This window comes from Cellulomonas sp. NTE-D12, from assembly GCF_027923705.1.
Lineage (GTDB): Bacteria > Actinomycetota > Actinomycetes > Actinomycetales > Cellulomonadaceae > Cellulomonas.
This window is the reverse complement of record NZ_AP026442.1, coordinates 2,353,872-2,373,912: the sequence shown is the minus strand read 5'-3', so window position 1 is coordinate 2,373,912 and position 20,041 is coordinate 2,353,872. Positions and strand designations below refer to the sequence as shown.

General features: G+C 71.1%; 19 protein-coding genes. 16 read left to right on the top strand and 3 right to left on the bottom strand.

From position 1 onward, the window contains the following. Positions 1-133: 133 nt before the first annotated feature. From QMF98_RS10935 to QMF98_RS10885, 11 genes are all read left to right on the top strand, one after another. Positions 134-982, top strand: a complete 849-nt coding sequence (locus QMF98_RS10935) for a nitrilase-related carbon-nitrogen hydrolase (RefSeq protein ID WP_337973072.1) — start codon at positions 134-136, stop codon at positions 980-982. A 43-nt stretch (positions 983-1,025) separates the two neighbouring features. Further along, positions 1,026-2,447, top strand: a complete 1,422-nt coding sequence (gene hydA / locus QMF98_RS10930) for a dihydropyrimidinase (protein WP_337973071.1) — start codon at positions 1,026-1,028, stop codon at positions 2,445-2,447. Positions 2,448-2,454: 7 nt separating this feature from the next. Next, on the top strand, positions 2,455-3,486 hold the full coding sequence (locus tag QMF98_RS10925) for a TIGR03842 family LLM class F420-dependent oxidoreductase (protein WP_337973070.1): 1,032 nt from the start codon (positions 2,455-2,457) through the stop codon (positions 3,484-3,486). Further along, complete coding sequence (locus tag QMF98_RS10920) at positions 3,483-4,367, top strand: ABC transporter permease (RefSeq protein ID WP_337973069.1); 885 nt, start codon at positions 3,483-3,485, stop codon at positions 4,365-4,367. The genes QMF98_RS10925 and QMF98_RS10920 overlap by 4 nt, the downstream gene beginning before the upstream one ends. After that, the gene (locus tag QMF98_RS10915) at positions 4,364-5,215 is read left to right on the top strand and encodes an ABC transporter ATP-binding protein (RefSeq protein WP_337973068.1); all 852 of its coding nucleotides are present in this window, start codon (positions 4,364-4,366) and stop codon (positions 5,213-5,215) included. The genes QMF98_RS10920 and QMF98_RS10915 overlap by 4 nt, the downstream gene beginning before the upstream one ends. Beyond that, positions 5,212-5,976 carry an ABC transporter permease gene (locus QMF98_RS10910; protein WP_337973067.1) on the top strand — a complete coding sequence of 255 codons (765 nt, stop codon included), beginning with the start codon at positions 5,212-5,214 and terminating at the stop codon, positions 5,974-5,976. The genes QMF98_RS10915 and QMF98_RS10910 overlap by 4 nt, the downstream gene beginning before the upstream one ends. A 100-nt stretch (positions 5,977-6,076) precedes the next feature. Continuing rightward, the gene (locus QMF98_RS10905; RefSeq protein ID WP_337973066.1) at positions 6,077-7,246 is read left to right on the top strand and encodes an ABC transporter substrate-binding protein; all 1,170 of its coding nucleotides are present in this window, start codon (positions 6,077-6,079) and stop codon (positions 7,244-7,246) included. Between the two features lie 112 nt (positions 7,247-7,358). Beyond that, positions 7,359-8,720: an aspartate aminotransferase family protein gene (locus QMF98_RS10900; RefSeq protein WP_337973065.1), complete on the top strand. Its 1,362-nt coding sequence runs from the start codon at positions 7,359-7,361 to the stop codon at positions 8,718-8,720. After that, positions 8,717-9,466, top strand: a complete 750-nt coding sequence (locus QMF98_RS10895; RefSeq protein WP_337973064.1) for an SDR family NAD(P)-dependent oxidoreductase — start codon at positions 8,717-8,719, stop codon at positions 9,464-9,466. Before QMF98_RS10900 ends, QMF98_RS10895 begins: the two co-directional genes overlap by 4 nt. 147 nt (positions 9,467-9,613) lie before the next feature. Then, the gene (locus QMF98_RS10890; RefSeq protein ID WP_337973063.1) at positions 9,614-11,185 is read left to right on the top strand and encodes an RNA-directed DNA polymerase; all 1,572 of its coding nucleotides are present in this window, start codon (positions 9,614-9,616) and stop codon (positions 11,183-11,185) included. 164 nt (positions 11,186-11,349) lie between these two features. Continuing rightward, positions 11,350-11,805 (top strand): hypothetical protein, encoded by a 456-nt coding sequence (locus QMF98_RS10885; protein ID WP_337973062.1) that lies wholly within the window; start codon positions 11,350-11,352, stop codon positions 11,803-11,805. Between the two features lie 154 nt (positions 11,806-11,959). Here QMF98_RS10885 and poxB read toward each other — a convergent pair whose 3' ends face one another. After that, entirely contained in the window at positions 11,960-13,681 is a 1,722-nt protein-coding gene (gene poxB, locus QMF98_RS10880; RefSeq protein WP_337973061.1) for a ubiquinone-dependent pyruvate dehydrogenase, read from the bottom strand. Between the two features lie 65 nt (positions 13,682-13,746). Next, complete coding sequence (locus tag QMF98_RS10875; protein ID WP_291758808.1) at positions 13,747-14,340, bottom strand: TetR/AcrR family transcriptional regulator; 594 nt, start codon at positions 14,338-14,340, stop codon at positions 13,747-13,749. Between the two features lie 196 nt (positions 14,341-14,536). On the opposite strand from QMF98_RS10875, the gene QMF98_RS10870 reads away from it, so the two are divergent. From QMF98_RS10870 to lepB, 5 genes are all read left to right on the top strand, one after another. Then, complete coding sequence (locus tag QMF98_RS10870) at positions 14,537-15,499, top strand: squalene/phytoene synthase family protein (protein ID WP_337973060.1); 963 nt, start codon at positions 14,537-14,539, stop codon at positions 15,497-15,499. Then, complete coding sequence (locus tag QMF98_RS10865; RefSeq protein WP_337973059.1) at positions 15,496-17,028, top strand: phytoene desaturase family protein; 1,533 nt, start codon at positions 15,496-15,498, stop codon at positions 17,026-17,028. The genes QMF98_RS10870 and QMF98_RS10865 overlap by 4 nt, the downstream gene beginning before the upstream one ends. 52 nt (positions 17,029-17,080) lie before the next feature. Then, positions 17,081-17,785 carry a Crp/Fnr family transcriptional regulator gene (locus QMF98_RS10860; protein WP_337973058.1) on the top strand — a complete coding sequence of 235 codons (705 nt, stop codon included), beginning with the start codon at positions 17,081-17,083 and terminating at the stop codon, positions 17,783-17,785. Between the two features lie 82 nt (positions 17,786-17,867). Next, positions 17,868-18,536, top strand: coding sequence for a DUF6448 family protein (locus QMF98_RS10855; RefSeq protein ID WP_337973057.1), 669 nt, complete (start codon positions 17,868-17,870; stop codon positions 18,534-18,536). Then, complete coding sequence (gene lepB / locus QMF98_RS10850; RefSeq protein WP_337973056.1) at positions 18,536-18,943, top strand: signal peptidase I; 408 nt, start codon at positions 18,536-18,538, stop codon at positions 18,941-18,943. The genes QMF98_RS10855 and lepB overlap by 1 nt, the downstream gene beginning before the upstream one ends. Before the next feature lie 61 nt (positions 18,944-19,004). Here lepB and QMF98_RS10845 read toward each other — a convergent pair whose 3' ends face one another. After that, complete coding sequence (locus QMF98_RS10845) at positions 19,005-19,760, bottom strand: MerR family transcriptional regulator (protein WP_337973055.1); 756 nt, start codon at positions 19,758-19,760, stop codon at positions 19,005-19,007. Between the last annotated feature and the right edge of the window lie 281 nt (positions 19,761-20,041).

The window sequence follows — 20,041 nt, the reverse complement described above, 5'->3', positions numbered from 1 at the left end:
GGCAAATCCCGAGAAACGCCGCAGAAATGTCCAACCTCGACAGTCACATTCCAGGCGGTGCGGCCGGGACGGCCCCCGCCGGACCCGACGTACCGCTTCTCGCCCGATGCCGAGCACCACCGAGGAGCCGCAGATGACCGTCGTACGCGTCGCCTTCACCCAGGCCACCTGGACCGGGGACAAGGAGTCGATGATCGCGCTGCACGAGGCGTGGACCCGCGAGGCGGCCTCCGCCGGTGCGCAGGTGATCGGCTTCCAGGAGCTGTTCTACGGGCCGTACTTCGGCATCACGCAGGACACCGCCTACTACGACTACGCCGAGACGATCCCCGGCCCGACCGTCGACCGCTTCGCCGCGCTGGCCGCCGAGCTGGGCATCGTGATCGTGCTGCCGATCTACGAGGAGGACCAGCCCGGGGTCCTCTACAACACGGCCGTCGTCATCGACGCCGACGGCACGGTGCTGGGCAAGTACCGCAAGCACCACATCCCGCACCTGCCCAAGTTCTGGGAGAAGTTCTACTTCCGGCCCGGGAACACCGGCTGGCCGGTGTTCGACACGGCGGTCGGCAAGATCGGCGTGAACATCTGCTACGACCGGCACTTCCCGGAGGGGTGGCGCACGCTCGCGCTCAACGGCGCGCAGATCGTGTTCAACCCGAACGCGACGGCGCCCGGCGTCTCGAACCGGTTGTGGGAGCTCGAGCAGCCCGCCGCTGCGGTGGCCAACGGGTACTTCGTCATCGCGAACAACCGCGTGGGCCTGGAGGACAACGAGTACGGGGACGAGGCCGTCAACTTCTACGGCTCGTCGTACGCCGTGGGCCCGGACGGGAACTACGTCGGAGAGGTCGGGTCCAGCACCGACGACCAGCTGATCGTCCGGGACCTGGACCTGGAGCAGATCCGCGAGGTGCGCGAGCGCTGGCAGTTCTTCCGCGACCGTCGGCCGGACCAGTACGGCCCGATCGTCGCGCCCTGACCCGCTGCCCACCTCACCTGCAGGCCCTCCCGAAGGGAGCCCCATGCCCACCACGCTCATCACCGGCGGCACGGTGGTCAACGCCACCGGCCGCGGCGCCGCCGACGTGCTGATCGACGGAGAGAAGATCGTCGCGATCCTCGACCCCGGCTCCACGCTGCTCGGCCACGACCTGGCGGCCTCCGTGGACCGCGTGATCGACGCCGCCGGCAAGTACGTGATCCCCGGCGGGATCGACGCGCACACGCACATGGAGATGCCGTTCGGCGGCACGTTCGCCTCCGACACCTTCGAGACGGGCACCACGGCCGCCGCGTGGGGCGGGACGACGAGCATCATCGACTTCGTCGTCCAGTACGCGGGCGAGAACCCGCTGGACCAGTACGCGCTGTGGCACCAGAAGGCCGCCGGGAACTGTGCGATCGACTACGGGTTCCACCAGATCCTGTCCGACGTGCAGGACTCGTCCCTGGACGCGATGGACGAGCTGGTGGCCGAGGGCGTGAGCAGCTTCAAGCTGTTCCAGGCCTACAAGGGCGTGTTCCTGTCCGACGACGGCCAGATCCTGCGCGCGATGCAGAAGGCGGCGGACAACGGCGCGCTGATCATGATGCACGCGGAGAACGGGTCGTGGATCGACACCGTGGTGCAGCAGCTGGTGGCGCAGGGCAAGACCGACCCGTACTACCACGGCATCTCCCGGCCGTGGCAGGCCGAGGAGGAGGCCACGCACCGGGCGATCATGCTGGCGCAGTACACCGGCGCCCCGCTGTACGTGGTGCACGTCTCGGCCAAGCAGGCCGTCGCGCAGATCGCCACCGCCCGGGACAACGGGCAGAACGTGTTCGGCGAGACCTGCCCGCAGTACCTGTACCTGACCCTGGAGGACCAGCTCGGAGCTCCCGGCTTCGAGGGGGCCAAGTGGGTGTGCTCCACCCCGCTGCGGTCCAAGGCGGAGCACCACCAGGAGCACATGTGGCAGGCGCTGCGCACCAACGACCTGCAGGTGGTGTCCACCGACCACTGCCCCTTCTGCATGAAGGGGCAGAAGGAGCTGGGGATCGGCGACTTCTCCAAGATCCCCAACGGCATCGGCTCGGTGGAGCACCGCGTCGACCTGCTCTACCAAGGGGTGGTCACCGGCCAGATCAGCCTGGAGCGCTGGGTGGAGCTGATCGCCGTCACCCCGGCGCGGATGTTCGGCCTGTACGGCCGCAAGGGCGTGCTGGCACCGGGCGCCGACGCGGACGTGGTGGTCTACGACCCGAACGGCCACACGTCGATCGGGGTGGGCAAGACCCACCACATGAACATGGACTACTCGGCCTGGGAGGGCTACGAGATCGACGGGCACGTCGACACCGTGATCTCCCGCGGGTCGGTGGTCGTGGACGACGGGCAGTTCCTCGGCACCGCCGGCCACGGGAAGTTCCTCAAGCGCGACCTGTCGCAGTACCTGGTCTGAGGCGCACATGGACTTCGGCGTCGTCCTGCAGACCAACCCGCCCGCCTGGCGGACCGTCGACCTGGCCCGCCAGGCCGAGACCCACGGCTTCGACTACGTGTGGACGTTCGACTCGCACCTGCTGTGGCAGGAGCCGTTCGTCATCTACTCCGCGATCCTCGCGGCGACGCACACGGTCAAGGTCGGGCCCATGGTCACCAACCCCGCGACGCGGGACTGGACCGTGATCGCGTCCTTGTTCGCCACCCTGAACGAGATGTACGGCAACCGCACGGTGTGCGGCATCGGGCGCGGCGACTCGGCGGTGCGCACCCTGAACGGCAAGCCGTCGAACCTCGCGACGCTGCGCGAGGCGGTGCAGGTGATCCGGGAGCTGGCCAACGGCCGGGCCGCGTCGCTCAACGACCGGACGGTCCGCTTCCCGTGGGCGACGCGCTCGCAGCTGGAGGTGTGGGTGGCCGCCTACGGCCCGCAGGCCCTGAAGCTGACCGGCGAGGTGGGCGACGCGTTCATCCTGCAGCTGGCGGACCCCGACATCGCGACGTGGATGATCAAGGCGGTCCGCGACTCGGCGGAGGCGGCGGGACGCGATCCCGACGAGGTGCAGTTCTGCGTCGCCGCGCCGGCCTACGTCGGCGACGGTCAGTCACCGGCCGAACGGGCGCACATGCGTGAGCAGTGCCGCTGGTTCGGCGGGATGGTCGGCAACCACGTCGCGGAGATCGTCCGGCGGTACGGCACGGACTCCGCGGTGCCGAAGGCCCTGACGGACTACATCCGCGACCGCGAGGGCTACGACTACAACCAGCACGGCCGCGCGGGGAACACCCACACCACGTTCGTGCCGGACGAGATCGTCGAGCGCTTCTGCCTGCTCGGCTCGCCGTACGAGCACGTGGAGAAGCTGCGGGTGCTCGAGTCCCTGGGCTGCACGCAGTACGCGCTCTACCTCCAGCACGACAACAAGGAGGAGACGATGCGCCTGTACGGCGAGCGGGTGATCCCGGCGCTTGCCGAGCCCGTGGTGGCGACGGCATGACGGGCGACCGCTACCGCGCCCTGCGCGCGACCGCCTACGGGATCGCCGCCCTGCTGCTGCTCTGCCTGGTCTGGGAGCTGGTCAAGGCCGTGGTCCCCGCCGCGGGCGTGCACGTGCTCGGCGCCAGCGTGCTGCCGCGCACCGACGACCATGCGATGCCGCACGTGTGGGACGTGGTCGCCCGGATGGGTCGGTCGGAGACCTCGGCGCGCGGTGCCGACTCGGTGCTGGTCGCCATGACCAAGGCGGGGTGGTTCACGCTGCGCGTGGCGCTGGCCGGCTGGCTGGTCGGCGTGGTCGCCGGAATGGCGCTGGCGGTGCTGATGGCGAGGAGCCGGCTGGCCGAGGCGGCGGTGCTCCCGTGGGTGGTGCTCAGCCAGACGGTCCCGCTGATCGCGCTGGCACCGCTGGTGGTGGGCTGGGGCGGTCGCATCCACCTCGGCGCCTTCGAGTGGCAGCGGTGGATGTCGGTGGCCGCGATCGCGTCCTACCTGGCGTTCTTCCCGGTGGCCGTCGGCGCGCTGCGGGGGCTGCAGTCCCCGACGTCGGCGCAGACCGACCTGTTCCGCGCCCAGGCCGCGGGGTGGTGGCGCACGCTCGTCTCGCTGCGGCTGCCGGCCAGCGTGCCGTACGTGCTGCCCGCGCTGCGGCTCGGCGCCGCCACCGCCGTGGTCGGCGCCATCGTCGCCGAGGTGTCCACCGGGACCCCCGGGGGCATCGGGCGGCTGATCATCTCGTACGCGCAGTCCGCCAGCGGCGACCCGGGCAAGCCGTGGGCGGCGATCGTGGCGGCCGCCGCCCTCGGCCTGGTCGCCGCCGGGGTCGTCGGCCTCGTCGGGCTGCTGCTGCGCCGCTACCGCTACGCGGAGGTGTCCTCGTGACCGTCCCCACCCCCACTCCTGCGCCCGTTGCGCCGGTCACCACGCACCCCGCCGCCGCGGTGGTCGCCCGCGGCGTCGGCAAGACGTTCCGCACCCGCAGCGGCGAGGTGGTCGCACTCGAGGGCGTCGACCTGACGGTCGCCGCGGGGGAGTTCGTCTCCCTGATCGGACCGTCCGGGTGCGGCAAGTCCACGTTGCTGCGCCTGGTCGCCGACCTGGACGAGCCGACGTCCGGCGAGCTGACCGTGTTCGGCAAGCCCCCGCGCGTGGCCCGGGAGGGGCAGGACTACGGCATCGCGTTCCAGCAGGCGGGGCTGCTGCCGTGGCGCACCGTCAAGGCGAACGTCGAGCTGCCGCTGGAGCTGCACGGCGTCGGACGCCGGCAGCGGGCCGCACGTGCGACCGAGCTGCTCGAGATGGTGGGGCTGGCGGACTTCGCCGGCCACCTGCCGGGCCAGCTGTCGGGAGGCATGCAGCAGCGCGTGGCCATCGCGCGCTCGCTGGCGGAGCGACCGAGCCTGCTGCTGATGGACGAGCCCTTCGGGGCGCTCGACGAGATGACCCGGGAGCGGATGCAGACCGAGCTGGTGCGCATCTGCGCGGAGAGCGGCGCGGCAGTGCTGTTCGTCACGCACTCGATCCCCGAGGCGGTGTTCCTGTCCCACCGCGTCGTGGTGATGAGCGCCCGCCCCGGCCGGATCAGCCAGGTGGTGCCGATCTCCCTGGCCGCGACGGCCAGCCGGACGGACGGCACCCGCGAGGACAGCGCGTTCTTCGCCGACGTCACCGCGGTGCGCGAGGCGCTGCACGGTGGCGCGACCGCGGCGCGCGGCGTGGACCTGCGATGACGGCCGCTGCGGTCCGCCGGTGGCTCGCACCCGTCGTGCTCGGTGCGCTGGCGCTGCTGGGCTGGCAGCTGTTCGTCCAGGTCAGCGGCGTCAAGCCCTACCTGCTGCCGGCGCCGACCGCGATCTGGACGCAGCTGGTGACGGTGTGGCCGCTGGTGTGGCGCTCCGCAGTGGCGACGGGCACCAACGTGCTGGTCGGGCTGCTGCTCGGGGCCCTCGCGGCGGTCGGCGCCGCGCTGCTCGCCGCCCGCAGCCGGGTGGTGGACGCCCTGATGTCTCCGACCGCCGCAGCGCTGGCCGTGATGCCGATCGTCGCCCTGGCACCGGCGCTGAACACGATGTTCGGCACCACCACCACGACCCCGCGGCGGCTGATCGTCGCCGTGGTCGTGTTCGCCCCGGTGTTCGTCAACACCCTGCGCGGGCTGCGCCAGGTGCTGCCCGTGCACCGCGACCTGCTGCGGGCCTACGCCGCCACGCCGGGCCAGCTCGCCAGGACCGTCACGGTCCCCGGTGCGCTGCCCTACCTGTTCACCGGCCTGCGCATCGCCTCGTCCACCGGGGTGATCGCCGCGATCGTCGCGGAGTACTTCGGCGGCCTGCAGAACGGCCTCGGCTCGCGGATCACCGCCGCGGCGTCCAGCTCGGCCTACGCCCGGGCGTGGGCGTTCGTCGTCGGCGCGATCGCGCTCGGGCTCGTGTTCTACCTGGTCACGCTCGCGGCCGAGCACGCCGTCGCCCGCCGTCAGGGAGCCGCCTGAACCCACCACCCGTCCCGCCTGCCATCGGCGCCAGGCCGGCCGACCCGGCGTCTCGCCCCTCCGCGAGCCGCACCCCGCACCGAGGAAAGGGATGAGCCAGATGAGACTCACCAGGCGCACCGCGTGGGGCCTGACCGTCGCCGCGACCGCCGCAGCGCTCGCGCTGACCGGCTGCAGCAGCAGCGGCTCGGCCGCCGCACCGGCAGCCTCCGCGTCCGGGACGGGCGGCTCCGGCGCGCTCACCCCGGTCAAGCTGCAGCTGCAGTGGTTCACGCAGGCCCAGTTCGCCGGCTACTACGCGGCGCTGAAGCAGGGCTACTACAAGGACGAGGGTCTCGACGTGCAGATCGTCGAGGGCGGCACCGACATCGTGCCGCAGACCCAGCTGGCCAACGGGTCGGTGGACTACGCGCTGGCGTGGGTGCCCAAGGCGCTCGCCTCGCGCGAGCAGGGCGCCGGGATCACCGACGTGGCGCAGATCTTCCAGCGCTCCGGCACGCTGCAGGTCTCGTTCAAGGACAAGAACATCACCACCGCCGCGGCCCTCAAGGGCAAGAAGGTGGGCAACTGGGGCTTCGGCAACGAGTTCGAGCTGTTCGCCGGCATGACCAAGGCCGGCCTCGACCCGGCGAAGGACGTCACGCTGGTGCAGCAGCAGTTCGACATGAACGCGTTCCTCGCCGGTGACATCGATGCGGCCCAGGCGATGGTCTACAACGAGTACGCGCAGCTGCTCGAGGCGAAGAACCCGGCCACCGGCAAGCAGTACACGGCCGACGACTTCAACGTCGTCGACTGGAACAGCGAGGGCACCGCCATGCTGCAGGACGCGATCTGGGCCAACACCGACAAGCTCACGTCGGACAAGGCCTACCAGGACACGACCGTCAAGTTCATCAAGGCCAGCATCAAGGGCTGGGCTTACGTCCGGGACAACCCGGAGGCCGCGCGGGACATCATCGTGGCCGCGGGCTCCAAGCTCGGCCAGAGCCACCAGCTGTGGCAGACCAACGAGGTGAACAAGCTGATCTGGCCGTCGCCCGACGGCGCCGGGATGATCGACCAGAAGGCCTGGGACCAGACCGTCGCCATCGCGCTGGGCACCAAGAACGACCAGGGCGCGACCGTCATCACCAAGAAGCCCGACGCCGACGCGTACACCAACGACTACGTCACCAAGGCACTCGACGAGCTCAAGGCCGAGGGGGTCGACGTGACCGGCTCGAGCTTCAAGCCGATCACCGTCACCCTCGCCGAGGGCGGCAACTAGTCCGACGGGCGGTGGGGGCGGCACGAAACCTTCCGAGGTCCGTCCCCACCGCCCGCAGCACCCTGCGCAACCGACCCACCACCGACCAGCACCGCCACGAGGAGCCTCGCTCATGCCACACGCAGCCCCGGCCGTCCCGACCGCCGCGGCCCCGACCGGACCGGAGCTCGACGCCCTCGCGGCGAGCCTGGACCGCGCGCACCTGTTCCACTCCTGGTCGGCGCAGGCGCACCTGACGCCGTTCGTGCTGGCGGGCGGTGCGGGCTGCGAGCTGTGGGACCACTCCGGCCACCGCTACCTCGACTTCTCCAGCCAGCTGGTCAACGTCAACATCGGCTACCAGCACCCCAAGGTCGTCGCCGCGATCCACGAGCAGGCGGACCTGCTGACGACCATCGCGCCGGCGACGGCGAACCTGACCCGTGGCCGCGCGGCGGCCAAGATCGTCGAGCACGCGCCGGCCGGGTTCTCCAAGGTTTTCTTCACCAACGCCGGCGCGGACGCCAACGAGAACGCGATGCGGATGGCCCGGCTGCACACCGGACGCGACAAGGTGGTCAGCGGCTACCGCTCGTACCACGGCAACACCGGCGCCGCGGTGAACGCGACGGGCGACTGGCGCCGGATGCCCAACGAGTACGCGCGCGGTCACGTGCACGTGTTCACCCCCTACCTGTACCGGACGGAGTTCTGGGCCCGGTCGCCGGAGGAGGAGTGCGAACGTGCCCTGCAGCACCTGGAGCGGGTGGTCCAGTGCGAGGGTCCGGAGACGGTCGCCGCGATCCTGCTCGAGTCCGTCCCGGGCACCGCGGGGATCCTGGTGCCGCCGCCCGGCTACCTCGCCGGGGTCCGGGCGATCGCCGACCGGTACGGCATCGTGCTGATCCTCGACGAGGTGATGGCCGGGTTCGGCCGCACGGGCTCGTGGTTCGCCTTCGAGCAGCACGATGTGGTGCCGGACCTGATCACCTTCGCCAAGGGGGTGAACTCCGGGTACGTGCCGGCCGGCGGCGTGCTGATCAGCGACGCGGTCGCCGCGACGTTCGACGAGCGGGTGTTCCCCGGTGGTCTGACGTACTCCGGCCACCCGCTGGCGATGGCGGCGATCGAGGCGACCATCACGGCGATGGAGGACGAGGGGGTGGTGGCCAACGCCGCCGCCATCGGCGCTGACGTGCTGGCCCCGGGCCTCGCCGAGCTGGCAGCCAGGCAGCCGCTGGTGGGCGAGGTACGCGGCACCGGGGTGTTCTGGGCGGTCGAGCTGGTGGCCGACCGGGACAGCAGGAGGCCCGTCAGCCCTGCGACGATGGGCGCCGTGAAACGCGCCCTCCTCGACCGCGGCCTGCTGCCCTTCGTCTCCGACAACCGCATCCACGTGGTGCCGCCGTGCGTGATCAGCCCCGAGGACGCCCGGCGCGGCCTGGCGATCATCGACGACGCGCTGACGGCCGTGACCGCCGGGGGTGCGGCATGAGCGCGCGTCGAGTCCTGGTCACCGGGGCCTCGTCCGGCATCGGCGCGGCCACCGTCCGCCGGCTGCGCGCCGACGGCTGGGACGTCGTCGCCACGGCCCGCCGCGCGGACCGTCTCGCGGCGCTCGCGGAGGAGACCGGCGCCGAGGCGTACCCGGCCGACGTGACCAGCGACGACGACGTCGCCGGGCTCGTCTCGCACCTGGGCGTCACCGGCGGGCTGGACGCGGTGGTGAACAACGCCGGCGGCGCGCTGGGGCTGGAGCCCGTCGAGCACGCCGACCTGGACCAGTGGCGCACGATGTACGAGCTGAATGTGCTCGGCACCCTGCGCGTCACCAAGGCCGTACTGCCCCTCCTGCGCGAGCGCGGGGCCGGTGACGTGGTCGTCGTGACGTCCACCGCGGCGCACGGTGCCTACCCGGGCGGAGCCGGCTACACGGGGGTCAAGGCCGCCGAGCAGATGCTGACCACCACCCTGCGCTGGGAGATCGTCGGCGAGCCGCTGCGCGTCATCGAGATCGCGCCCGGCGCCGTCGCCACCGAGGAGTTCTCCCTGGTCCGGTTCGGCGGCGACGCCGAGCGGGCGGCGAAGGTGTACGAGGGCTACCAGCCGCTGGTGGCCGAGGACATCGCCGACGCGATCGCGTGGACGCTGAGCCGTCCGTCGCACGTCAACGTCGACCTGCTCGTCGTCCGCCCGCGGGCGCAGGCCAACAACACGACGATCGCTCGCACCGGCGCGTGAAGGCTTACGCCTATGGGTGAGCGACGTCCGTATCGTGGCAACCGGACTCTCGCTGAGTGCCCGAATCTTGGGCGAATCGGTCACCGTTCCATCGCGAGATTGGGTCGCCGCTAGCGTTCCGACGCGGCCGTCGTGCACCATTTCCGCATGACGAAGGACGGCGTGGCCCTGACGCTCGACGACGTGCTGAGCGCAACTTCGAGGGAATTAGCTACGCAGCATCGTCTGTTGCCACCACGGTACGACTACGCAGTGTTGCTGGGCCGTCCTCGTGACGTAGCCACTTGGCTACGTCCAAGACTGCGTCGCCTCGAGGTTGGCGCGCGGGGCGACGTAGTCTTCGCCGGGAAGGGTTGGCGGGGCACTAGGCCTCTCACCACGATGAGCCTCCAGGATGCCGCTCTGTACCGAGCACTGTGCAACCGGCTTGTCGAAGCGCTGCCGGCGAACCTCGTCCACCGGCTCCCAATGGCGGAGTTTCGAAATTCCCCGCTGTCAGTACCAGATGTAACGCACATCAGCAAGACGGACGTCACCGCATACTACGAATACGTGGACCACGAAACACTGTCCGACGAGTTGATCGGGCAAACCGGAGACGAACCGGTCGTCGATCGCCTGATTGCTTTACTCGGTCAAGTGATGGGTCGGCGTGTTGGTCTACCCCAAGTTCACCAGTCCAGCGATGTACTCGGGGACGCGTATATTGATCCAGTCCGGCGGAGGCTCCGGAGGCGTGGTTACGCTGTCGTTACCTATTCAGATGACTTCCGCATTGCGACGCGAAGTCTGGGCGAAGCGCGCCGGGCCCTCGAGGCGTGTGCGTCGGAAGTGAGATCCCTCGGCCTCGTGCTAAACGAGCGGAAGACATATACGTACGAAGCAGAGCACTATCGCAACTCTTTGACGTCGTTTACAGAAGCCGAAAAGCGGCTCTTTGATGGAACAGCCGGCGATGGTATCGATCTTACGCTTTTGACGGACAGATATTCGGACGACGCAACGGTGGAGGAGTCAACGACTCTCGGTCTCGTTCCGATCGAGGGGTCTGTCGACGAAGATGAAGTAGTTTCCGACGTTCCCCAAGCTGCGTCAGATGAGATCTCCCCAGAACGCTTGTCGGCCGCGCAACGCGCATTCAGTCTCTGGGCTTCCGAGGATGAGTCGGAGGAGGTTCAATCGCGGCAGGAAGCTGCCATCACTCAGTCCCTTCTAAGCCGGGCGCTTCCCATACTGGGGGAGGGCGGCGATCAACAGATGCTCGACTGGATTGAGGCAATCTTGCGATTTGAGCCGGGTGTCACTCCACAGGTAAGTCTGTATCTCGAATCCCTTGCGGGCTGGGGAACAAATGAACGGCGCGCGGTGCGCAGCACCTTGGATGGAGTGGTTCGCAGCGAATTACTTAGCGATTGGCAGGGGATCTGGATCGCCTATGCCTCGGGGTTCCTTCGCGGCAGTAACGCCAGGCGGCCTCATGTGGAGTGGCTTCACGAGCGTGCTCAGCATGGCCCAGATGCATTGGCGGCACATGCTGCAGCAGCGCTCGGACGGATCGGACGCGGCGACCCGAACGTTCTGGCAGGGACGGTCGACAGGCTTGGGAGCGTTTGGCGGACGCTGGCATTGTGGGGCCTTGCACAGGTCGACAGGTCGAGGGCGCTCGAAGCCGCCGATAACCAACTGGATCGGATCCTGATTGAATCGATCGGACAGTGAGCGAGAGGGTTGCGTCGGAGCGCGCCGAGGCTGCGTGTGCTCTCCTTGGTAGAACGCTGGGGGCTCATCGAACTGTTATTGGCAAGATGGTCCATTCGCGAGAAGGCCGACGGCTCGGGAGCGCAAGCTTCGACCGGCAGGAGATGCAGCGCCATGCCACGTTCATGCGCCTGCTCTCGATAACGGAAGCCTTCTGTGCGGACCGCCTGCTGACCGAGGTCGAGGGTCTCGTGGAGCCCGGCAGGGACGTCGTCGTTTCCAAGGTCTGGGCGGACGCGGCGGTCGGGGCCACCGGAAATTGGGTGGACCAGCAGCGCCGCTACAAGGATTGGCTGGACGTGAAAATTGACTGGAAGCCGATTGATCAAGTCGCAGAGGGGAGAAATGCGATCGCTCATGGCCTAGGATCGCTAACCCGTCGCCAGTTGCGCTCTGATGTGAAAACCAGAGCGGCATTGAAGGCGGCCGGAATCGAACTGGTAGGAGACCGATTGAACCTAACGGAGACGACGCTGGTGCGCATCGCAGCGATTTGCCGAGAGACGGTTCTTCGTGTCGATGCAGCGGTCGACGGGCGCCCAAGAGGGCTGGCGGGCGTGACGGCGCCGATAGCCCCGTGATGCCGCAAGTTCGAGGTGCGCTCGTGGGTATTTAGTGCACGCGTCCATTCTTGTGTTGGGCTTACGTCGGATTCGAATGGCGCTCACGTCTCACTCGGGCGGTCAGCGGTTCTCCCGATCGGTCCGAACGGTGCTGACGCCCTTGGTCGTGGCTTCAGAACACCTGGCGCAGGTTCGCCCGCCCGAGGTCCAGCAGCTCGTCGCCGCGGCCGGACAGCAGGGTCCGCAGGGCGTACAGCGCGAAGCCCTTGGCCTGGTCGAGCTTGATCGACGGCGGGATGGTCAGCTCCTGGCGCTCGGTGACCACGTCGACGAAGGCGGGCCCGTCGTACGCGAACGCCTCCTCCAGGGCCTTGCGCAGGTCCGCCGACCGCTCCACCCGGAACGCCTTGAGGCCCGCCGCCGCGGCGATCCCGGCCAGGTTCGGGTTCTCCAGCCCGGTCGCGTTGGTGACGAACCCGGCAGCCTTCATCTCCAGCTCGACGAAGTTGAGCGACGAGTTGTTGAACACCACGATCTTCACCGGCAGCTTGTTCTGGGTGAACGTCAGCAGCTCGCCGAGCAGCATCGCGACCCCGCCGTCGCCGGACATCGCCACCACCTGACGTCCCGGGAACGCCGCCTGCGCGCCGACGGCCTGCGGCAGCGCGTTGGCCATCGACCCGTGGATGAACGAGCCGATCACCTTCCGGTCGCCGTTCATGGTCAGGTAGCGGGCGGCCCAGATGACGGGGGAGCCGACGTCGGGGATGAACACGGCGTCCTTCGAGGCGACCTCGTCGATCACCTTGGCGACGTACTGCGGGTGCAGCGGCTGGTCGCCCTTGCGGGGGGTGGCCAGGTCGTCGAGCTTGGTGCGCGTGGTGCGGTAGTGGGCGAGGGAGTCGTCCAGGTGCGAGCGGTCCGTCTTCTTGGCCAGCAGCGGCAGCAGCGCGGTGACCGTCTCCTTGACGTCGCCGACCATGCCGAGCGCCAGCGGCGTGCGGCGGCCGAGGTTCTCGCCACGGATGTCCACCTGGATCACGGTGGCCTTCTCGGGCAGGAAGGGCCGGTACGGGAAGTCGGTGCCGAGCATCAGCAGGGTGTCGCACGCCTCGAGCGCGCGGTAGCCGGAGGCGAAGCCGAGCAGACCGGTCATGCCGACGTCGAAGGGGTTGTCGTGCTCGACGAACTGCTTGGAGCGCAGCGTGTGCACGATCGGCGCGGCCAGGCGGTCGGCCAGTGCCACGACCTCGTCGTGCGCGCCGTCGACGCCCGCACCCGCGAGGATCGTCACCTTGCGGCCCGCGCCCAGCAGCTGGGCGGCCTGCTCCAGCTCGGCGGTGGACGGCAGGATCCGCGGCCGGGCGGCACGCACCGGCGTGACGCGCGTGTCCTCGGCCTCGGCCAGGGCGACGTCGCCCGGGATCACGACGACGGCGACGCCCTTCTTCTCGAGCGCCGTCTGCATCGCGGTGCGCAGGATGCGCGGCATCTGGGTCGGCGAGCTCGCGTACTCGGAGTACACCGAGCACTCGCGGAACAGCTCCTGCGGGTGGGTCTCCTGGAAGTAGCCGCTGCCGATCTCCGACGTCGGGATGTGCGCCGCGATCGCCAGCACCGGCGCGCCCGACCGCTGCGCGTCGAACAGCCCGTTGATCAGGTGCAGGTTGCCGGGGCCGGCGCTGCCGACGCAGACCGCCAGCTCGCCGGTCAGCGCCGCCTCGGCACCGGCCGCGAACGCCGCGGCCTCCTCGTGCCGCACGTGCACCCAGTCGATCCCCGAGCCGCGCAGCGCGTCGGTGAAGCCGTTGAGCGAGTCGCCGGGGATGCCGTAGACGCGCTTGACCCCGGCGGCGACGAGCGTGTCGACCATGTTCTTGGCGACGGTGACCATGTGGACCTTCTTCGTGGTGGGCCTGTGGTGGCGGGTGGTGCGGGTGGGGGATCAGGGGGTGGGGATCAGGGGGTGGCGACGCTCGGCCAGACCAGCGCGCACACCTGCTCGGCGAGGTCGTCGCCCAGCTCGGTGTGCCCCCAGATCAGCCGGTAGTAGGCGGGTGCGAACAAGGTGTCCGTCACCAGTCCGGTGTCGGTGCCCGGGCGGACGACGCCCGTGGCGATGCCGCGCTCGAGGTGGTGGATCGCGGCCAGCCGGCGCGGTTCGAGCCAGTGCTCCAGCATCGCGGCGGCCACGTCGCGCTCGGTGATCGACGCCGCCATCAGCTGCCGCAGCAGCATCCCGGCGGAGGTGTCGCGCAGCAGGTGCACCAGCGCGTCCACCTGCGCGGTGAGCGCCTCGCGCACCGGCAGGTCGTCGTCGAACTCGATGCTCTCGTGGAAGTGCTCGAGCAGCCCCTCGAGGAGCACCGTGGCGGCCGACGGCCACCACTTGTACAGGGTGGTCCGGGAGACGCCGGCGCGCGCGGCGATGGCGTCCATGGTCGGGATCGACCCCCCGGCGAGGGCGAGCTCGGCGGCGGCCTCGAGGATCGCGGTTCTCCGCCGCTCGGAGCGTGGCCGGCCAGGTCGGGCGGTGTCGGTATTACTGGACACGTTGTTCACTATATCGCTGCCGAGGACGAACGTCCCGAGGTGTGACGCAGATCGCTCGGATGGGTCGGAGGACCCGCGCGGGCGGGCGGGGGCCGTGGCTACGTTCCCAGCAGGGACCGGCACGACGCCCTGCGCGCAGGTGCGGACCGGGCGCATCGGGGCCGGAGAAGCCGGACGGCACAGAAGGCGGCGGTGGATGCCAGGGCGCGGTGGTGCGACCCAGGACGCGCTCGCGGCGTCCATCACCCGGGCGGCGAGCCTGCAGTCGTACCTCACGGTGCGCCGGCTGGCCGACCGCGACTTCCGAGGGGACGGCTTCGCGCTCTACGCCTACTTCCGCTGGCTCGACGACCAGGTGGACGAGCACCTACCCGACGACCGGCGGCGGCTGGCCTTCGTCGCCCAGCAGCGTGCCCTGCTGGAGGCTGCGCTCGACGGACGACCGTGCAGCGCGCTGCGGCCGCAGGAGGCGCTGCTGCTCGGGCTCGTCGACCGCGACGGCGACCGCCGGCCCCTGCGTCCGGCTGTGCCCCCGCCGGACGGCGAGGGGCTGCCGCTCTGCCTGCGCTCGATGCTCGACGTGATGCAGGTCGACGCCGGTCGACGGGGACGAGCGGTCGACGCGCCGACCCTCGACGCGTACACGCAGTGCCTGTCCGTCGCGGTGACGGAGGCGCTGCACCACTGCATCGGCCACGGTGCGGGCGCGCCGCACGGTGCCGACCGGTACGTCGCGGTGCGCGGCGCCCACGTCGCGCACATGCTGCGCGACCTGGTCGAGGACGTCGAGGCGGGGTATCTCAACCTCCCGGCCGAGCTGGTGCGGCACGGTGCCCAGCCCCTGGACTGGGTGCACGAGCCGGACGTGCGCGCGTGGGTGCAGGACCGCGTGGCGCTCGCCCGGTCCTGCTTCGCGGCGGGCCGCCGGTCGTTCACCGAGGTGGAGAGCCGACGGTGCCGGCTGGCCGGTCACGCGTACGTCGCCCGGTTCGAGTGGGTGCTGGACGCGATCGAGCACGACGGGTACCGGCTGCGAGCGTCCTACCCCGAGCGGGCGACGTGGCGCGGCGGTGTGCGGATCGCGGTGCGGACCGCGCGGTCGGCGCTCACCGGGTCGCCGGCGGCCGCCCGTGGCGCGCGGCAGGCGGTCGGCGCATGAGCACCCGGGCGGTCGTGGTCGGCGCAGGCGTCGGCGGCCTGTCCGCGGCCATCCACCTCGCCCGGCAGGGCCTTGACGTGACCGTCGTCGAGAAGGGCCGGGCGCCCGGCGGCCGGCTCGGGCAGTTCATGCGGGAGGGTCATCGGTTCTCGACGGGCCCGACCCTGCTGATCATGCCGTTGCTCTACCGCAGCGAGCTGGCGCGGCTGGGCGCCGACCTCGACCGTGACCTGGCCCCCGTCCGGGTCGACCCGACGTACGACATGGTGTTCGACGACGGCACCCGGCTCGCCATGACGTCCGACCTGGAGGCGATGCGCCGCCAGCTCGAGGCGATCGAGCCCGGCTCCTTCGGCGGCCTGCTGCGCTACCTCGAGGAGGGGCGCCGGCACTACGACCTGTCGATGCCGGGCCTGGTCGAGCGCGACTTCCGCCGGGCCGTGGACTTCGTCAACCCCCGCAGCCTGGCCCTCGCGCTGCGGGTCCACGCGCTGGTGCCGCACTACCGCCACATGGCCCGGTTCTTCGCCTCGCCGCAGCTCAAGGCGGCGTTCACGTGCCAGGACGTGTACATGGGGCTGAGCCCGTTCAGCGCGCCGTCGACGTTCTCCCTGACGCCGCACAGCGAGCTCGCGCACGGAGTCTGGTACCCGACCGGCGGGATGTACCGGATCGTCGAGGTGCTCGCGGCGCTCGCGGACGAGGCGGGCGTGCGGTTCCGGTACGACGAGCCGGTGCGGCGCATCGAGGTCGAGGGCGGCCGGGCGACCGGGGTCCGGATCCACGACGACGGCGTGCTGCCGGCCGACGTCGTCGTCGCCAACGCCGACCTGCCCTACGTCTACCGCGCTCTGCTGCCGGACCCCGCACCGGCGGCGCGGCTGGCCCGCAAGACGTTCTCCGGGTCGACGATCAGCTTCTACTGGGGGCTGGACCGCCGGTACCCGCAGCTGCGGCCGCACACCCTCTTCCTCGGCGACCGCTACCGCGAGAACTTCGACAGCATCGACCGCAACGAGCCCCTGCCGGACGACCCCAGCGTGTACGTGCACGCCCCCGCTTCGGTGGACCCGACGGCGGCGCCGCCCGGCGGTGAGACCCTCGTCGCCGTGGTGCCGTCGGGACACCTGACCTACGACGGCACCGACCCGGACCGCCGGGAGCGGGAGCGCGAGCTGTGGGCCGGTGAGCTGGTCAGGGCCCGCTCCGCCGTGCTGCGGCGGCTGTCCCAGGTCGGCATCGACGACCTCGACGCGCACGTGACCGTCGAGGCGACCGCGACGCCGCTGACCTGGCAGGCGCACCACAACCTCGCCTGGGGCGCGACGCACGGGCTGGCGCACACGCTGCCGCAGCTGGCCTACCTGCGACCGCACAACCGGCACGCGCGCTACCGCAACCTCTACTTCGCGGGCGCCAGCACCCACCCGGGCACCGGTGTGCCGACCGCGCTCGTGTCCGGCCGGCTGGCCGCCGAACGGCTGCTCGACGACCTCGGCGTCGACCGTCCGCGAGCCGCGCAGCGGTGACCGGCCTCCGGGTGCCGGTCACGGTCGCCCGGACCGGTGCGACGATGCCGACGTGCCTGCGTCCCGATCGTCCACCACGGCGTCGCCGGACCCGTGCGTCGCGCGGGTGCCCGTGTTCGCGGGTCTCTCGCGGGAGCAGCAGGCGGAGGTAGCCCGGCACGTGCGTCCCGTCTCGGTCGAGGCCGGTGACGTCGTGGTGCGCGCGGGGGAGCGGTCGTCGCGGCTGCTCGTCGTCCACGAGGGCCGGGTCGCCGTGTCCCGCACCAGCGCGAGCGGGCACCGCACGATCCTGCGGGTGCTGGGGCCCGGCGACGTCTCGGGCGAGGCGGCGTTCCTGACCGGCGCACCGGCCGAGGAGGACGCCACCGCCGTCGAGCCGTCCCGGCTGTGCACGCTGGAGCACGCCGAGCTGGCGCGCCTGCTCGCGCGCATGCCCGACATCGGTGTGGGGATGCTGCGCGCCGTCGCGGCCAAGCTGACCTCCGCGGAGCGCATGCTCGCGGCGCTCGCGTCCGCCGACGTCGGGACCCGGGTGGCCGCGTACCTGCTCGACGCCCCCAGCACCTGGGACGGTGGACGCGCCACGGTCCACCTGCCGCTGCCCAAGAACCAGGTCGCCGCGTACCTGGGCACCACGCCGGAGACGCTCAGCCGTCGGTTGCGGGCCCTGGAGCGGGACGGGCTGATCGAGGTGCTCCCCGGGCGCGACGTCGCGATCCTCGATCCCGCCGCGCTGGACCGGCGCGCGACGTCCTGACCAGGTGGGTGCTTGACCTGCGTCAAGGCGGGCCGTCCGCGGCCTTCGTACCGTCGCCTCACCGACGACGAAGGAGCGGACGATGACCCCCCAGAGGACCCTCACCCGGACGATCGCACGCGGCATGCGGGCAGCGGCGCGGCTCGTCGTGCGACCGGCCAGCGCGCACTGCGACACCGAGGACGGCCCGGTGGTGAAGGCCGGCCGACGTGCGCTGATCAGCGGCGACGTCAACCACGCGCTGGCGTGGGTGCACGCGGCCGACGAGGACGAGGTGCGGACGGCGTTCGCCGCCGTGGCCGCAGGCCTGGGTCCCGAGCGGGTCGGGGCCGACCGGCGCTTCCTCGAGACGCTGGTGCGCCTGCACCGTGCGGGGGAGGGCGCGGGCTTCGACGGCATCAAGCCGTCCGGGACCCCTCAGCCACCCGCCGTGACGGCCGCCGACCGGGCGCTCGAGACCGGCTCGCTCGTCCCGTTGCACGGTCTGGTCGATGCCGATCGCTGGCAGGGCGTCGTGGAGCGGTTCGCCGCCGCGAGCGCGCTGAAGGACCACGACAACGGCGACCTGCCGGCGGCACGGGCCGCGGTCGCGGCCTACGTCGACTACGTGCACTACGCCGCGGGCCACAGCGATGCCCACCACGGCGATGCCCACCACGGCGATGCCCACCACGGCGATGCCCACCACGCGACGGGCGCCCACCGGCCGCACCAGACCCTCGGCACGCTGCCGTCGCAGCGCGCGAGCTGATGCCCTGGCTCACCGTCGTACGGTCCGGCTCGATGGAACCGGCGCTCCGGGACGGTTCCCTGTGGCTGACCCGGTCGTTCGGGCGGCGTGCCGTGCGCCGCGGGGACGTGGTGGTGGCGGACTCCGCCGAGCTGGGCCGCCGCATCGTCAAACGCGTGGTCGGGCTGCCGGGGGAGCACCTGGTGCTGGTGGACGGCCGGATCACGGTCGACGGGCGCGTGCTGGACGAGCCGTACGCGAGCCCGTCGGTGTTCCGCGGCACGTTCCGCGTCCCGCCGGGCCACTACCTGCTGCTCGGCGACGACCGCGACGCCTCCGACGACGCCCGGTCGTGGCGGCAGCCGTACCTGCCAGGTGAGGCGCTGGTCGGCTGGCTCGTCGGTCGCGGCCTGCCGACCGGCACCTGATCCGGGACCGGCGCCGGTGGCCGTCACCAGGTGCCCGGTGACGGCAACCGGCGCCGTCCTGTCAGAGGTGCTGCTCGGCGTACCTGCGCAGCGCGTCGCGCACCAGCTCGGCGCCGTACTGGCCGCCGTAGTGCGCCGCGAACCGCGGGTCGGCGACGTACATGTCGGCCAGCCCCTCGATGTACGCACGCACCGGGGTGCCGCCGTGACCCGGGGTCCCCGGCACGTCGGCCAGCCAGGCCACGTGCCGGGTGGCCAGCTGCTGCGCCTCCTCGGAGCCCGGCTCCACGCCCCGCTCCGCCGCCGCGCGCCAGTCCGCCTGCAGCGCCGCCTGCCGGGCCTGCCAGGCGGCCCGACCCTCCTCGCCGAGCCCCCGCCACCAGCGGTCGGACTCCTCGTAGGCGGCCACGCCCCAGCGCTGCTCCACCTCCTCGCGGTAGACCGTGTGGTCGAACCCGTCGAACATCTGCTCGCTCATCAGTTCCTCTCCTGCCTCTCGTGCCGTGACGGTTCGTTCGACGGAGGCGATCTGCCGCGCGAGGCGCTCCTGCTCCGCGCGCAGCACGGCGAGGTGGCGACGCAGCGCTGCCACGTCGTCGACCTCACGCTCGAGCACCCGGTGCACCTCGGTCAGCCCGAGCCCCAGCTCGCGCAGCAAGAGGATCCGCTGCAGCCGCAGCAGCGCTGCGGCGTCGTAGAACCGCATGCCGTTGGAGCCGACCCGCGACGGCGGTAGCAGGCCCACGTGGTCGTAGTGGCGCAGCGCCCGGCTGGTCGTGCCGGTCAGCCGTGCCACCTCCTGGATGGAGGAGTCCATCGGTGCACCTCTCGGGGTGGAGGGCCTGGTCAGGCCGCCTGTCGTCGAACCTGCTCGACGGTAGGCGTTGACGCCGCGTCAATGTCAACCGACGACCGAGCCCGATCCCGGGCGCCCCTCAGGTCGGGACCTCGTGCCCTGGTGCAGGCGTCGCTCGGGGTTCGACAGTCGAGCTGCGGGCCGGTGCCCGTCGGTGGCGCCCGGCCTCGCAGGGAGCTGCACCATGTGCCGGCTGCGCAGGGGCGGGGTCTGTCTGACGGTCCTCCTCGTCCTGGGGGTCG

What these genes read in the sequence shown, in the direction of transcription:
- QMF98_RS10935 (WP_337973072.1), top strand. Translation starts at nt 134, where the DNA reads ATGACCGTCGTACGCGTCGCCTTCACCCAGGCCACCTGGACCGGGGAC.
- hydA (WP_337973071.1), top strand. Translation starts at nt 1,026, where the DNA reads ATGCCCACCACGCTCATCACCGGCGGCACGGTGGTCAACGCCACCGGC.
- QMF98_RS10925 (WP_337973070.1), top strand. Translation starts at nt 2,455, where the DNA reads ATGGACTTCGGCGTCGTCCTGCAGACCAACCCGCCCGCCTGGCGGACC.
- QMF98_RS10920 (WP_337973069.1), top strand. Translation starts at nt 3,483, where the DNA reads ATGACGGGCGACCGCTACCGCGCCCTGCGCGCGACCGCCTACGGGATC.
- QMF98_RS10910 (WP_337973067.1), top strand. Translation starts at nt 5,212, where the DNA reads ATGACGGCCGCTGCGGTCCGCCGGTGGCTCGCACCCGTCGTGCTCGGT.
- QMF98_RS10905 (WP_337973066.1), top strand. Translation starts at nt 6,077, where the DNA reads ATGAGACTCACCAGGCGCACCGCGTGGGGCCTGACCGTCGCCGCGACC.
- QMF98_RS10900 (WP_337973065.1), top strand. Translation starts at nt 7,359, where the DNA reads ATGCCACACGCAGCCCCGGCCGTCCCGACCGCCGCGGCCCCGACCGGA.
- QMF98_RS10895 (WP_337973064.1), top strand. Translation starts at nt 8,717, where the DNA reads ATGAGCGCGCGTCGAGTCCTGGTCACCGGGGCCTCGTCCGGCATCGGC.
- QMF98_RS10890 (WP_337973063.1), top strand. Translation starts at nt 9,614, where the DNA reads ATGACGAAGGACGGCGTGGCCCTGACGCTCGACGACGTGCTGAGCGCA.
- QMF98_RS10885 (WP_337973062.1), top strand. Translation starts at nt 11,350, where the DNA reads ATGCGCCTGCTCTCGATAACGGAAGCCTTCTGTGCGGACCGCCTGCTG.
- poxB (WP_337973061.1), bottom strand. Translation starts at nt 13,681, where the DNA reads ATGGTCACCGTCGCCAAGAACATGGTCGACACGCTCGTCGCCGCCGGG.
- QMF98_RS10870 (WP_337973060.1), top strand. Translation starts at nt 14,537, where the DNA reads ATGCCAGGGCGCGGTGGTGCGACCCAGGACGCGCTCGCGGCGTCCATC.
- QMF98_RS10865 (WP_337973059.1), top strand. Translation starts at nt 15,496, where the DNA reads ATGAGCACCCGGGCGGTCGTGGTCGGCGCAGGCGTCGGCGGCCTGTCC.
- QMF98_RS10855 (WP_337973057.1), top strand. Translation starts at nt 17,868, where the DNA reads ATGACCCCCCAGAGGACCCTCACCCGGACGATCGCACGCGGCATGCGG.
- lepB (WP_337973056.1), top strand. Translation starts at nt 18,536, where the DNA reads ATGCCCTGGCTCACCGTCGTACGGTCCGGCTCGATGGAACCGGCGCTC.
- QMF98_RS10845 (WP_337973055.1), bottom strand. Translation starts at nt 19,760, where the DNA reads ATGGACTCCTCCATCCAGGAGGTGGCACGGCTGACCGGCACGACCAGC.